General features: G+C 68.4%; 9 protein-coding genes and 1 rRNA gene. 3 read left to right on the top strand and 7 right to left on the bottom strand.

Features of this window, described 5'->3' with window-relative positions; all coding sequences use genetic code 11:
• Positions 1 to 169 precede the first annotated feature (169 nt).
• Both GLX30_RS21540 and GLX30_RS21535 read right to left on the bottom strand, forming a co-directional pair.
• Positions 170 to 1,697: ribosomal RNA gene (locus tag GLX30_RS21540) — 16S ribosomal RNA — on the bottom strand.
• A gap of 602 nt (positions 1,698 to 2,299) precedes the next feature.
• Entirely contained in the window at positions 2,300 to 3,289 is a 990-nt protein-coding gene (locus GLX30_RS21535; protein WP_244258239.1) for a stage II sporulation protein M, read from the bottom strand.
• Between GLX30_RS21535 and GLX30_RS35415 the strand changes: the two genes are divergently transcribed.
• Together GLX30_RS35415 and GLX30_RS21530 are read left to right on the top strand one after the other, a co-directional pair.
• Entirely contained in the window at positions 3,173 to 3,460 is a 288-nt protein-coding gene (locus GLX30_RS35415) for a hypothetical protein (RefSeq protein WP_244258546.1), read from the top strand. The genes GLX30_RS21535 and GLX30_RS35415 overlap by 117 nt on opposite strands.
• Entirely contained in the window at positions 3,457 to 4,437 is a 981-nt protein-coding gene (locus tag GLX30_RS21530; protein ID WP_159691463.1) for an RDD family protein, read from the top strand. The genes GLX30_RS35415 and GLX30_RS21530 overlap by 4 nt, the downstream gene beginning before the upstream one ends.
• A gap of 169 nt (positions 4,438 to 4,606) precedes the next feature.
• Here GLX30_RS21530 and GLX30_RS21525 read toward each other — a convergent pair whose 3' ends face one another.
• The gene (locus tag GLX30_RS21525; protein WP_159691460.1) at positions 4,607 to 5,221 is read right to left on the bottom strand and encodes a hypothetical protein; all 615 of its coding nucleotides are present in this window, start codon (positions 5,219 to 5,221) and stop codon (positions 4,607 to 4,609) included.
• Between the two features lie 142 nt (positions 5,222 to 5,363).
• A complete protein-coding gene (ahcY, locus tag GLX30_RS21520) occupies positions 5,364 to 6,821 on the bottom strand; it encodes an adenosylhomocysteinase (protein WP_159691457.1) in 1,458 nt (485 codons plus the stop codon).
• A 373-nt stretch (positions 6,822 to 7,194) separates the two neighbouring features.
• On the opposite strand from ahcY, the gene GLX30_RS21515 reads away from it, so the two are divergent.
• Positions 7,195 to 9,273, top strand: coding sequence for a PTS fructose transporter subunit IIABC (locus GLX30_RS21515; RefSeq protein ID WP_279632605.1), 2,079 nt, complete (start codon positions 7,195 to 7,197; stop codon positions 9,271 to 9,273).
• 234 nt (positions 9,274 to 9,507) lie between these two features.
• On the opposite strand, the gene GLX30_RS21510 is transcribed toward GLX30_RS21515, so the two are convergent.
• From GLX30_RS21510 to GLX30_RS21500, 3 genes are all read right to left on the bottom strand, one after another.
• Positions 9,508 to 10,473 carry a cation diffusion facilitator family transporter gene (locus tag GLX30_RS21510; RefSeq protein WP_159691454.1) on the bottom strand — a complete coding sequence of 322 codons (966 nt, stop codon included), beginning with the start codon at positions 10,471 to 10,473 and terminating at the stop codon, positions 9,508 to 9,510.
• 93 nt (positions 10,474 to 10,566) lie between these two features.
• Positions 10,567 to 11,745, bottom strand: a complete 1,179-nt coding sequence (gene manA, locus GLX30_RS21505; protein ID WP_159691451.1) for a mannose-6-phosphate isomerase, class I — start codon at positions 11,743 to 11,745, stop codon at positions 10,567 to 10,569.
• Positions 11,746 to 11,799: 54 nt separating this feature from the next.
• Positions 11,800 to 12,939 (bottom strand): SIS domain-containing protein, encoded by a 1,140-nt coding sequence (locus GLX30_RS21500; RefSeq protein ID WP_159691448.1) that lies wholly within the window; start codon positions 12,937 to 12,939, stop codon positions 11,800 to 11,802.
• Positions 12,940 to 13,026: the final 87 nt, after the last annotated feature.

Below are 13,026 nucleotides of genomic sequence, written 5' to 3'. Positions count from 1 at the left end.
CAGACACCCAACAGTGTGCCCGGCAGCATCCCTTACCCGACCGCCTCGTTCCACGCTCCGAAGAGCAGTACTGGAAGCGGCAGGCGACAAGACCCTGCCGAATAATCAACGTTCCACCCATGAGCGACCGTGCGAGTCATTCGCTCGCAGTCGGCCATGTGCTCCTTAGAAAGGAGGTGATCCAGCCGCACCTTCCGGTACGGCTACCTTGTTACGACTTCGTCCCAATCGCCAGTCCCACCTTCGACAGCTCCCTCCCACAAGGGGTTGGGCCACCGGCTTCGGGTGTTACCGACTTTCGTGACGTGACGGGCGGTGTGTACAAGGCCCGGGAACGTATTCACCGCAGCAATGCTGATCTGCGATTACTAGCAACTCCGACTTCATGGGGTCGAGTTGCAGACCCCAATCCGAACTGAGACCGGCTTTTTGAGATTCGCTCCGCCTCACGGCTTCGCAGCTCTTTGTACCGGCCATTGTAGCACGTGTGCAGCCCAAGACATAAGGGGCATGATGACTTGACGTCGTCCCCACCTTCCTCCGAGTTGACCCCGGCAGTCTCCTGTGAGTCCCCATCACCCCGAAGGGCATGCTGGCAACACAGAACAAGGGTTGCGCTCGTTGCGGGACTTAACCCAACATCTCACGACACGAGCTGACGACAGCCATGCACCACCTGTATACCGACCACAAGGGGGGCACCATCTCTGATGCTTTCCGGTATATGTCAAGCCTTGGTAAGGTTCTTCGCGTTGCGTCGAATTAAGCCACATGCTCCGCTGCTTGTGCGGGCCCCCGTCAATTCCTTTGAGTTTTAGCCTTGCGGCCGTACTCCCCAGGCGGGGAACTTAATGCGTTAGCTGCGGCACCGACGACGTGGAATGTCGCCAACACCTAGTTCCCAACGTTTACGGCGTGGACTACCAGGGTATCTAATCCTGTTCGCTCCCCACGCTTTCGCTCCTCAGCGTCAGTAATGGCCCAGAGATCCGCCTTCGCCACCGGTGTTCCTCCTGATATCTGCGCATTTCACCGCTACACCAGGAATTCCGATCTCCCCTACCACACTCTAGCCTGCCCGTATCGAATGCAGACCCGGGGTTAAGCCCCGGGCTTTCACATCCGACGTGACAAGCCGCCTACGAGCTCTTTACGCCCAATAATTCCGGACAACGCTTGCGCCCTACGTATTACCGCGGCTGCTGGCACGTAGTTAGCCGGCGCTTCTTCTGCAGGTACCGTCACTTTCGCTTCTTCCCTGCTGAAAGAGGTTTACAACCCGAAGGCCGTCATCCCTCACGCGGCGTCGCTGCATCAGGCTTTCGCCCATTGTGCAATATTCCCCACTGCTGCCTCCCGTAGGAGTCTGGGCCGTGTCTCAGTCCCAGTGTGGCCGGTCGCCCTCTCAGGCCGGCTACCCGTCGTCGCCTTGGTAGGCCATCACCCCACCAACAAGCTGATAGGCCGCGGGCTCATCCTTCACCGCCGGAGCTTTCAACCGCAGACCATGCGATCCGCAGTATTATCCGGTATTAGACCCCGTTTCCAGGGCTTGTCCCAGAGTGAAGGGCAGATTGCCCACGTGTTACTCACCCGTTCGCCACTAATCCCCTCCCGAAGGAGGTTCATCGTTCGACTTGCATGTGTTAAGCACGCCGCCAGCGTTCGTCCTGAGCCAGGATCAAACTCTCCATGAATGTTTACCCGTGATCGGGTGCACATCCGAAGAGCGGAACAACCGGTCGGAATAAGACCGGTTGTTCACAGCGTCCTCGCTGTGATTGCCACCCCGCAAGCGGGATGGACTTTTTCAAAGGAACCTCGACCATCCGAAGATGGACGGGGTATCAACATATCTGGCGTTGATTTTTGGCACACTGTTGAGTTCTCAAGGAACGGACGCTTCCTTTGTACTCACCCGCAGAACATTTTCTGGGGCTTTCCTCCGGGCGCTTCCCTTCGGTCTTGCGTTTCCAACCTTACCAGATCCGTTTTCCGTTCCGTTTCCGGTTCGGATTTCATTTCCGGTGGCCGTTGGAGAGCCTTTTTGCCTTTCGGCTGATCCGAACTTTATCAGAATCATCTTGGCCGACCTAATCGGCCTTGGGATTCGGATAAGGAATCGGGAAGCTGCTCTGCGGAAATCATTTCCCGGCGAGAGCCAGACAGACTCTAAATGTTCACGCCCGAACTTGTCCAGTCCGAGGCAACCGTTAAAATCTACCTCCCCACGTGTCCCCTGTCAAGGGGGGCTGTGGGGCGAAGAGGAGACTAGCAGCTCGCAGGGGCCCTGCGCACATCAGGCCGCGGTGGGGAGCTCGGCGCTGCGGTCGGCCTCCTCCACGTCGCCCGTGTCTCCGGCGCGCGCCGCTCGGCCGCCCAGGATGTAGACGTACGCGAGGAAGCCCAGCTCGGCGACGATGCCGATGGTGATGCGTGCCCATGTCGGCAGGCCGGAGGGGGTTACAAAACCCTCGATGAGGCCCGACACGAACAGCACCAGTGCGAGTCCGATGGCCATGCCGAGCGCCGCCCGGCCCTGCTGGGCAAGTGCGGTTCGGCGGCTCAACGGTCCTGGGTCGATCACTGTCCAGCCGAGGCGCAGCCCGGTGCCGGCCGCGACGAACACGGCCGTCAGTTCGAGCAGGCCGTGCGGGAGCACCAGCCCGAGGAAGACGTCGAGCCGACCGGCGGAGGACATGAGCCCGATCCCTACGCCCAGATTCAGCATGTTCAGGAAGAGGATCCAGACCACCGGGAGGCACAGGAACGCGCCGAGGGTCAGGCACATGGCGGCTGCCTGAGCGTTGTTCGTCCAGACCTGGGCGGCGAACGAGGCCGCGGGATGGCTCGAGTAGTAGGTCTCGTACTCGCCACCCGGGCGGGTCAGCCGCCGGAGTTCTTCCGGAGCGCCGATCGCCGACTGAACCTCCGGATGGGTTCCGATCCACCAGCCGATGAGGGCGGCGAGAAGGGTGGAGAGCACCGCAGTCGGTATCCACCAGTGCCGGGAGCGGTAGACCGCGGCGGGAAATCCGGCGGTGAGGAAGTGGAGTGCGTCCCTCCAGCTCGACCGCCGGGTGCCGGTGACCACAGCGCGTGCCCGTGCCACGAGCTGGGTGAGTCTCGCGGTGAGTGCCGGTTCAGGAGCGCTGGACTGTACGAGAGAGAGATGAGTGGCCGTGCGCTGGTAGAGGGCGACGAGCTCGTCTGCTTCCGCACCCGTCAGGTGGCCGCCCCGACGAAGGAGGTGGTCCAGGCGGTCCCACTCTGCGCGGTGGGCTGTCACGAAGACATCGAGGTCCATGGTCGGCTGCTGCTCCAGGCACTGGGTGCATTGCGCACGGTCCGTACTACTTCACTGCTGCACTACTGCGACGCGCTGGCGGTCAGCTTGGCAGACTGGGGGATCAAGGGGCAGGGAAGGCCGACAGAACGCGACGACAGGGGGCAGCAGTGAGTGGGCTAGTGACGGGGGACGCGGTCGTACTGGGGCTGCAGCCGGCAAGACTGCCGAGCCGGGCGCTCGCCCTCGTGATCGATCTCGCCGTCATCTGGACCGTGTACCTGCTGCTGTCGATCGGTCTGGCGCTTGCGACGGCATCACTGGACGAGGCCGCTGTCATGGCCGTGTCCATCGCGTCGTTCCTGCTGGTCCTCGTCGGTGCGCCGATAGCCGTGGAGACCCTCAGCCATGGGCGTTCGCTGGGAAAGCTGGCCTGCGGGCTGCGGGTGGTCCGGGACGACGGCGGGCCGATCCGCTTCCGGCACGCGCTGGTGCGCGGGGCGATGGGCGTCGTGGAGGTCCTCTTCACGTTCGGGGTCATCGCCTGCATCGCTTCGCTGGTGTCGGAGCGGGGCCGGCGAATAGGCGACGTCTTCGCCGGAACACTCGTCGTGAGGGAGCGGGTCCCGGCCGCCCGCGGCCCTATGGCATCGCCTCCTCCGCCGCCGTGGCTGGTCGGACGCTTCGCCCAGCTCGACCTGTCGGGGGTGCCCGACGACTTGTGGCTGGCGATACGCCAGTACCTGACCCGGATGAGGCAGCTGGATCCCGCCGTGAGCTGGTCCATGGCGCAGCGACTGGCCGGTGACCTGGCGGAGCGCACGGGGACGCCGGCGCCCGAGGGCGTGCCGCCGGCCGCTTACCTGGCGGCCGTGGTCAACGAACGGCAGGCCCGTGACGCCCGGCGGGCGTTCACCGCGGCCGCGCGCCGAGCCGGCCTCGGGCCTGCTGCCGCCCGGCCCACTGCCACCGGTCCCACTGCGGTCCCCGCGGAAGAGGCGGTCGACCGCCAGGACCGCACTGCCGAACGCCCCGACGCGCGGTCGGCCGCCGCACCAGCAGGCAGCCGGCCGCTCGCCCGTCCTTCCGCGCCGGCCCCGACCCACGTCCCGCCGACCGGCCATCGTGGAGGATTCGCCCCTCCCGCCTGAGCGACCGAGTGCCGTACGACCGATCCCCTGCTCAACGAGGCCGAGCACCCGGGAGCAGCCGAGCGGCCGAGCACCCGAGCGGAACGCCGCGCCCTCGGCGACGGCCGCGGCGACGGATCGGCCCGACGGGACAACCTCCCTCGACGGCCCGCCCGGGGGCGCACCGCCGTCAGCGGAAGGTGGAGGGCGGGCTCTCGAGGTCCTCGAGCTCGATCCCCGGCGCCGCGAGGACCACGTCCCCTGCGATGTGAACCGCGTGCTGCTCGCCCGTGTCCAGGGCGTTGACCTGGTACTCGTCCACCGTCAGAAGGCCGTTGTCAGTGGTGTGCGCTTCACTTTTCACCAGCGCCCAGGACTGGTCGACGGTCCGGGGTGCCAGTACGGGGTCGGTGAAGGCGACGAGACGGACGCGGGTGGCGGGGGCGCCTGGTGCGAGGCGCAGCAGACGGGCCGTTGCGACGAGAAAGGCGGGGGATGCGCCGGTGAACGCGTGGGCGGGGGCGTTGCCTTCACGTGCGTCGGTTCCGGTCGGGTCGGTGCGGACCCACGTGACACCGTCGATCGCCGCGCCGCGGACCTGCCAGCTCGCCGCGTGGAGTTCGAGACGGATGGGGCGGCCCAGCTCGTCGAGCGCGAGGTCGACGGAGCCGGCGTCGTCGCCGGAGGGAGTGGTGGTCCGGGAGACGTAACGCCAGCCGGAAGGGCCGGGGGCGCATTGGAAGTGTTCTTCCCCGAGTGGGGTGTGGTCGTGGGGATCGTGGAGCGAATAGCGGCCGCGGGGCATGGGGGCGTAGGTGTCCTTGTGCGGTGAAGGCGTGAGCCGGAGCCGTTCGAGGAGGGTACGGGGCAGGCCCCCGACACGGGGGTGCGGGGGCCTGCCTGGTACTGCTCTGCGATGCCTACGGCGCTGCGCTACGCCGGCGTGATCAGTAGCGGTAGTGGTCCGGCTTGTACGGGCCGTCGACGTCGACACCGATGTAGGCGGCCTGCTCCGGGCGCAGGGTGGTGAGCTTGACGCCGAGGGCGTCGAGGTGAAGGCGGGCGACCTTCTCGTCGAGGTGCTTGGGCAGCACGTAGACGTCGGTCGGGTACTCCTGCGGCTTGGTGAACAGCTCGATCTGCGCCAGGGTCTGGTCCGCGAACGAGTTGGACATCACGAACGACGGGTGACCGGTCGCGTTGCCCAGGTTCAGCAGACGCCCCTCGGACAGCACGATAAGGACCTTGCCGTCGGGGAAGGTCCAGGTGTGGACCTGCGGCTTCACCTCGTCCTTGACGACACCCGGCAGCTGCGCCAGACCGGCCATGTCGATCTCGTTGTCGAAGTGACCGATGTTGCCCACGATCGCCTGGTGCTTCATCCGGGCCATGTCCGAGGCCATGATGATGTCCTTGTTGCCGGTCGTGGTGATGAAGATGTCCGCGCTCTCCACCACCTCGTCCAGCGTGGTCACCTGGTAGCCGTCCATCGCCGCCTGCAACGCGCAGATCGGGTCGATCTCGGTGATGATCACACGGGCACCCTGGCCGCGCAGCGACTCCGCACAGCCCTTGCCCACGTCGCCGTAACCGCACACGACCGCCGTCTTGCCACCGATCAGCACATCGGTGGCCCGATTGATGCCGTCGATCAACGAGTGCCGGCAACCGTACTTGTTGTCGAACTTCGACTTCGTGACCGCGTCGTTCACATTGATCGCCGGGAACAGCAGCGTCCCGTCACGGTGCATCTCGTAGAGACGGTGCACACCTGTGGTGGTCTCCTCCGTCACACCGCGGATCTCGGACGCCAGCTGCGTCCACTTCTGCGGGTTCTCGGTGAGCGTGCGGTTCAGCAGGCGCAGGATGTGGCTGTACTCCTCGCTGTCCGCGGTGGACGGGTCGGGAGCGGCGCCCGCCTTCTCGAACTCGACACCCTTGTGGACCAGGAGGGTGGCGTCACCGCCGTCGTCCAGGATCATGTTCGGGCCGCCGGTGGGGGTGTTCGGCCAGGTCAGCGCCTGCTCCGTGCACCACCAGTACTCCTCCAGCGTCTCGCCCTTCCAGGCGAAGACGGGGATGCCCTGCGGGTTCTCGGGGGTGCCGTTCGGGCCGACCGCGATGGCGGCAGCGGCGTGGTCCTGCGTGGAGAAGATGTTGCAGGAGGCCCAGCGGACCTCGGCGCCCAGTGCGGCAAGGGTCTCGATGAGGACGGCGGTCTGCACGGTCATGTGCAGGGAGCCGGTGATCCGCGCGCCGGCGAGCGGCTGCGCGTCGGCGTACTCCTTGCGGATCGACATCAGGCCGGGCATCTCGTGCTCGGCGAGAGTGATCTCCTTGCGGCCGAAGACGGCGAGGGAAAGGTCGGCGACCTTGAAGTCCTGGCCATTGGCGACAGTCGACATGCGAGCTGCTCCTCGTGGTTCGGGTCGAGGGTGGTTACGGCTGGCTCTGCGGCGGCCGGGGCATACGAATGCCCGGGAGTCCGCAGGACAGTCCGTCGGAGGCCCTCTCTCCCTCGGCCGGTCCCGCACGGGACCGCCCGACCGCCATCAGCAGCGACGTCTGACTGGTTACGAATCTACACCGATCGGCCCAGCCGACCCCAGCCCGCCCAGGTGCGGGTTCCGGCCAGTCTCCTGGGGCCGGAACACGGCCGGTCCACGGCTTCCGGGCTTTTGACATGGCCGGAATCTGGTGCACGATGCTGCGACATCCCGCTGCCGGGTCGGGACCATCCACCCGGTCCGGCGGGGCGAGCGTGAGGAGGACCACCACGTGACGAGTCCGGCGAGTGGGCAGCGGGCGTTGAAGCTGCTCGCGGTGACGGCCTGTCCGACAGGCATCGCCCACACCTACATGGCGGCGGAGAAGCTGACGCAGGCCGCCGAGACCCTCGGCATCGAGATGAAAGTGGAGACGCAAGGATCGATCGGCGCAGAGAATGTACTTTCTGACAACGATGTCAGAGAGGCGGACGGCATCATCATCGCCGCCGACAAGGATGTCGACCGCGGTCGCTTCGTCGGCAAGAAGGTGCTGGCCGTCGGCGTCGCGGAGGGAATCCGGCGCCCGGAGCAGTTGATCGAGCAGGTACAGCGGGCCCCGGTGCAGGGTGCCGATGAGGAAGCCGCGGACGCCGGCCCTTCGAAAGGCGCGGCCGGCAGCGGCAAGGAGCGCAGCGTCGTGTACAAGGCGCTGATGAACGGCGTCTCGTACATGATCCCGTTCGTCGTGGTGGGCGGGTTGCTCATCGCTGTCTCGCTGGCGCTCGGCGGTGACGCGACGGCCGAGGGCTATGTCATTCCCGAGGGCACCTTCTGGGGTCAGGTGAACGCGATCGGCGTCGTCGGCTTCGAGTTGATGATCCCGATCCTGTCCGGGTACATCGCCTACGCGATCGCCGACCGGCCCGCGCTGGTACCGGGCATGATCGGCGGGTGGATCGCCGGGCACGGCGAGTTCTACGACTCGGAGGCCGGCGCCGGCTTCATCGGGGCGATCGTCACCGGCTTCCTCGCCGGCTACCTCGTTCTGTGGATCAAGAAGGTCAAGGTCCCCAGGTTCGCGCAGCCGATCATGCCTATCATCGTGATCCCCGTGGTGGCCACGACAGCACTCGGCCTGTTCTTCGTGTACGTGATCGGTGAACCGATCTCGTGGGTCTTCACGCATCTCACCGACTGGCTCAGCGGTCTGACGGGCACGAGCGCGGTCCTGCTCGGCGCACTGCTCGGCCTGATGATCGCGTTCGACATGGGCGGACCGGTCAACAAGACCGCGTTCCTGTTCGGCGCCGGCCTCATCGCGACCGGCAACCAGACCGTGATGGGCATGTGCGCGGCCGCCATTCCGGTCATGCCGCTGGGGCAGGGCCTCGCCACCGTGATCCGGCGGAAGCTGTACTCGGAGCAGGAACGCGAGACGGGTATGGCTGCGCTCTTCATGGGCATGTTCGGCATCTCGGAGGGTGCGATCCCGTTCGCGGCCGCCCGTCCGGCGCAGGTCATCCCGGCGAACATGCTCGGTGGTGCGGTCGCCGGTGCGATCGCGGGCATGGCCGGTGTAGAGGACGCGGTTCCGCACGGTGGACCGATCGTGGCCGTGCTGGGCGCGGTCGGCGGTGTGCCGATGTTCTTCGTGGCCGTCGCCGCGGGCACCGCCGTCACCGCGCTCACGACCAACGCGCTGATCGGCCTCAAGGAGCGTGCCGGCCGGGCCGCGCCCGCTCCCGCCCTCGCCGGGGCCGACGGTGCCGGGACCGCGGCCACCGACCGAGCACTCGTGGGCGCGCCGGCAGAGGCCGGAGTCGCCGCCGGGTCCAGGACACGAGGAGCGTCCCCGTCCCCGTCCGCCGCTGCAGCGAGTGACGCGTCGGGGGACGGGAGCCCGGGCGACAGCGGCATCCTGTCCGGCTATCTGACCGCGCAGACCGTGCGGGTGCGGCTCGACGCCGACACCAAGGACGCCGCCATCAGGGAGATGGCCGCGATGCTGGCCACCACCGGCAAGGTGGCGGACCCCGAGGCGCTGGTGCGGGCCGCGCTGGCACGCGAGGAGCAGGGCACCACGGGGCTCGGCGAGGAGATCGCCGTACCGCATGCGAAGACGGACGCCGTCACATCGCCCGTCGTCGGATTCGCCCGCTCCGCGGAAGGCGTGGAATGGGGCTCGCCGGACGGCACCAAGGCCAAGTTGATCTTCATGATCACGGTGCCGGAGGCGGCCGCGGGCGACGAGCACCTGCGCATCCTGGCCATGCTGTCCCGCAAGCTCATGGACGTGGAGTTCCGTGAGCGCCTGACGGCGGCGCCGGACGAGGCCGCGATCCTCGCGGTGCTGCGCGAGGTCCGCTGACGGAGCGGCCCGGCCGTCGCCCAGCCACGCCGACGTCCTCGTCCACGGGCAAGGACACCCCCACGGCACGCCCGCACAACGGCGCGGCACTCGGACGGCGAGTCGGGCGAGCGGCCTGGAACAGTCGCAACGTCCAGGAGCGGCCAACAGGAAAGGCCCCCGGGACCCAGCGCCGCCGGCAACACCGGTGACACGCGGTCCGGGGGCCTTCCCCGTTGGACTTGCTCAAGTGACTCAGTGGCCGGAGCCGCCCGGCGACTTGGCGGGGTCGGTGCCCGTGGCAGCCCTCGCCTCGTTGTAGATGTCCGGCTCGAGGTAGATCACGCGCGCGATCGGCACGGCCGCACGGATGCGGTCCTCGGCGGCGTTGATGGCCTCCGCCACCTCGTCGGCGGTCTCGTGCTGTTCGACGGCGATCTTCGCGGCGACGAGCAGTTCCTCGGGACCGAGGTGGAGCGTGCGCATGTGGATGATTCGGGTGACGGTACGGCCGTCGACCGTGGCGGCCTTGATCTTCTCGATGTCCTCCGTGCCCGCGGCCTCACCCAGCAGCAGCGACTTGGTCTCCGCGGCGAGCACGACGGCGATCACGATGAGCAGGACACCGATGCAGAGGGTGCCGATGCCGTCCCAGACGCCGTCGCCCGTTGCCAGCGCGAGGCTGACGCCGCAGAGGGCCAGGATCAGGCCGACCAGGGCGCCCAGGTCCTCGAGGAGCACCACGGGAAGCTCGGGCGCCTTGGCCCGGCGCACGAACTGCGTCCAGCTGAGCTTGCCGCGCACCACGTTGGATTCCTTGATGGCGGTGCGGAACGAGAACGTCTCGGCGATGATCGCGAAGACCAGCACGCCGACCGGCCAGTACCAGGCCTCGATCTCGTGCGGGTGCTTGATCTTCTCGTAGCCCTCGTAGATGGCGAACATGCCACCGACGGAGAACAGCACGATGGAGACGAGGAAGGCGTAGATGTAGCGCTCGCGCCCGTATCCGAAGGGGTGCTGGGGGGTCGCCTCACGCTGGGCCTTCTTGCCGCCGAGCAGCAGCAGGCCCTGGTTGCCCGAGTCGGCGAGCGAGTGGACGCTTTCGGCGAGCATCGACGACGAACCGCTGAAGAGGAACGCCACGAATTTGGCCACCGCGATTGCGAGGTTCGCGGCGAGTGCTGCCACGATCGCCTTGGTACCGCCTGACGCGCTCATGCTTGCCCGATGTCCCTTCGTACGTACGCCGACCGGTCCTGCGCACGGTCTCGGCAGTGCGCCATTGTCGCAGCAGCCGTCCGCAGTGCCGACTCAGGCCACCACAGTCGCGCGGAAGACCGTGCCGGGACCGCCGTCCGTACCCGAGATCTCCACCTTCTCCCCGGCCGGCACGAACGCCGACTCGCCCGGTTCCAGCCGCAGTTCACCGGTCGTGACGCCGCCCGCGGTGCAGAGCAGGATCTGCGGCGTGGACGCGGTCACGTCGCGCGGTTCGGCGTCGGGCGCGAGCACGTAGCGGGACAGCCGGAACTCGTCGATGGGGGTGTCGTAGACCTCTTCGCCGGAGGGTGACGCCTCGGGGCGCAGCACAGTGGGTTCGGTGGCCTCGAACCGTACGATGCGCAGGAGTTCGGGCACGTCCACGTGCTTGGGGGTGAGCCCGCAGCGCAGCACGTTGTCGGAGTTGGCCATGATTTCGACGCCGAGTCCGTCGAGGTAGGCGTGCGGCACGCCGGCGCCGAGGAACAGCGCTTCTCCCGGCTGCAGTCGGATGTGGTTGAGCAGCATCGCCGCGATGACGCCCGGGTCACCAGGGTAGTGGCGGGCGATCTCGGCGTAGGGGGCGTACACCCCACCGAGCCGTTCGGCGGCGGCCGCGGCCTCCGCGACGGTGGCCGCCATCTCCTGCGGGTCCGCGGTCAGTACGGCGGTGAGCACCTCGCGCAGGGCTGCGTCCTCGGGCTGGGCGTGCAGGAGGTCGACGTACGGCTTGAGGGAGTCGACGTCGAGTCCGGCGAGCAGCTCGGCCGCGGCGGCGGGTGCGCGGAAACCGCACAGGCCGTCGAACGGCGTGAGTGCGCAGATCAGTTCCGGCTTGTGGTTGGCGTCCTTGTAGTTGCGGTGCGGCGCGTCGACGGGGACTCTCGCGTTCTCCTCCGCGCCGTAGCCGTCCCTGGCCTGGGCGAGATCCGGGTGGACCTGGAGGGACAGGGGCGCGGCGGCGGCCAGAAGCTTGAGGAGGAAGGGCAGCCGGGGACCGAACTTGGCGACGGCCGCCTCACCGAGCTCACGTTCGGGGGCGGCGGCGATCACGTCGGAGAGGGGCTGGTCGGCCTCGCCGCCGCGGCTGACGCGGGACGGTGCGCCCGGGTGTGCTCCCATCCACATCTCGGCCTGCGGCTCGCCGGTGGGAGCGACGCCGAGCAGCTCCGGGATGGCGGTCGTGGACCCCCAGGCGTAGGGGCGCACGGTGTTGGCGAGGCGATCCATGGTCTTCCCTGGTCCTTCGTCGGTACGTCGTGGTGCGGTGCGGCAGTTGTACGTCTACTCGTCGTGGTTGCCGGAGGCCGCGAGTGCCAGGTACACGGCCGCGAAGTCGGTGACGGCGAGCAGTTCGGCGATCGACTCCAGCTGTGAGCCGTCCTCCGGTTCGAGCTCGCTGACGGCCGTGTCGTGGCCGAGCGCCAGCTCGCGGGCGGCGGGCGCCGCCGTGAGGCCGCCGGCCGGACGGTCGCGCAGCAGGACGACACGGGCCCGCAGCGCCTGCTGCTCGTCGACCCGGTCGCGGAAGAAGTCGTCCTGGTCGGCGCCCGCCGTGAAGTCGCCGGCGAGGAGGACTCCGTGCGCCGGCAGTGCCTCCGGCAGCTCGGCCGCGAGCGCGGGGCGTCCCGCGAGCTCGGCCAGGACCGCGGCGAAGCGGCGGCCCGCAGGACCGGCGCCCGCGCCCTCCGTCCAGATGAGCGGCAGCCGGTCGGCGAGGTCGGCGGCCAGCGTCTTGGCCGGGTTGCTGTGCGTGGCGATGGCGGGACCGCACCGTTCGGCGGTGCGGTCGAGGCGGTCCGCGACCTTCGCGAGGATCTCCGGAGGCGCGTCGACCAGCGCGAGGCGGTCGAGGAGCGCGAGGAGGGGCGTGAACAGCGCCCAGAGCGCGCCGGGGGCGGCCGCCTGGGCGGCCTCGGCCGCCTCGTAGGGCGCGGTGGCCATGGGGACGACCAGGCCGTGGATCGCGTCGACCGCCTCCGCGAGCGGCGCGGTCTGCGGGGCTACGGCGACGACTGTGCAGCCGCGCCGGTAGGCCTGCTCGGCGAGCAGGGCGAGGCCGGGTTCGCTGCCGTCCGTGGTCGTGAGGAGCAGCAGGTCGAGCGAGCCCGCCCAGCCCGGCAGGGCCCAGCGCAGCGCGCCCGCCGCATGGGCGACGCCGGTGGGGCGGAGCGGGATGACGGGGGCCGAGGCGCCGGCGAGGGCGCCGATCAGGTCCGCCACGCCCAGGGCCGCGGTGCCGGGGCCCGCGACGAGGACGGACCGCGGCCGGCCCTCGGGGCTGAGCTGCGCGATGCCGGCTTCGTCGGCGTGCCTGGCGGCCGTGCGCACCCGGGCCCCGGCCTCTGCCGCGCCGCGGAGCAGGCCGCGGCGGTCGGCACGGGCCAAGGCATCCGGGTCGTCGAGGAGCGACTCGTCGAGCATGGGGGTGGGCCTCCGATCGCCGTACGCGTGCGGGGGGTGTTGTGCGGTTGTCGGGACACGGTCCTGACGGCGGGACCAGGTCCTGCC

Source organism: Streptomyces sp. Tu 2975 (assembly GCF_009832925.1).
In the GTDB taxonomy this organism is placed as follows: Bacteria; Actinomycetota; Actinomycetes; order Streptomycetales; family Streptomycetaceae; genus Streptomyces.
Note: the sequence above shows the minus strand (reverse complement) of the source record. Positions and strands in the feature narration are given on the sequence as shown.

Coding starts and splice junctions, on each gene's coding strand:
- GLX30_RS35415 (WP_244258546.1), top strand. CDS start 3,173: ATGAGTGGCCGTGCGCTGGTAGAGGGCGACGAGCTCGTCTGCTTCCGC.
- GLX30_RS21500 (WP_159691448.1), bottom strand. CDS start 12,939: ATGCTCGACGAGTCGCTCCTCGACGACCCGGATGCCTTGGCCCGTGCC.
- manA (WP_159691451.1), bottom strand. CDS start 11,745: ATGGATCGCCTCGCCAACACCGTGCGCCCCTACGCCTGGGGGTCCACG.
- GLX30_RS21510 (WP_159691454.1), bottom strand. CDS start 10,473: ATGAGCGCGTCAGGCGGTACCAAGGCGATCGTGGCAGCACTCGCCGCG.
- ahcY (WP_159691457.1), bottom strand. CDS start 6,821: ATGTCGACTGTCGCCAATGGCCAGGACTTCAAGGTCGCCGACCTTTCC.
- GLX30_RS21525 (WP_159691460.1), bottom strand. CDS start 5,221: ATGCCCCGCGGCCGCTATTCGCTCCACGATCCCCACGACCACACCCCA.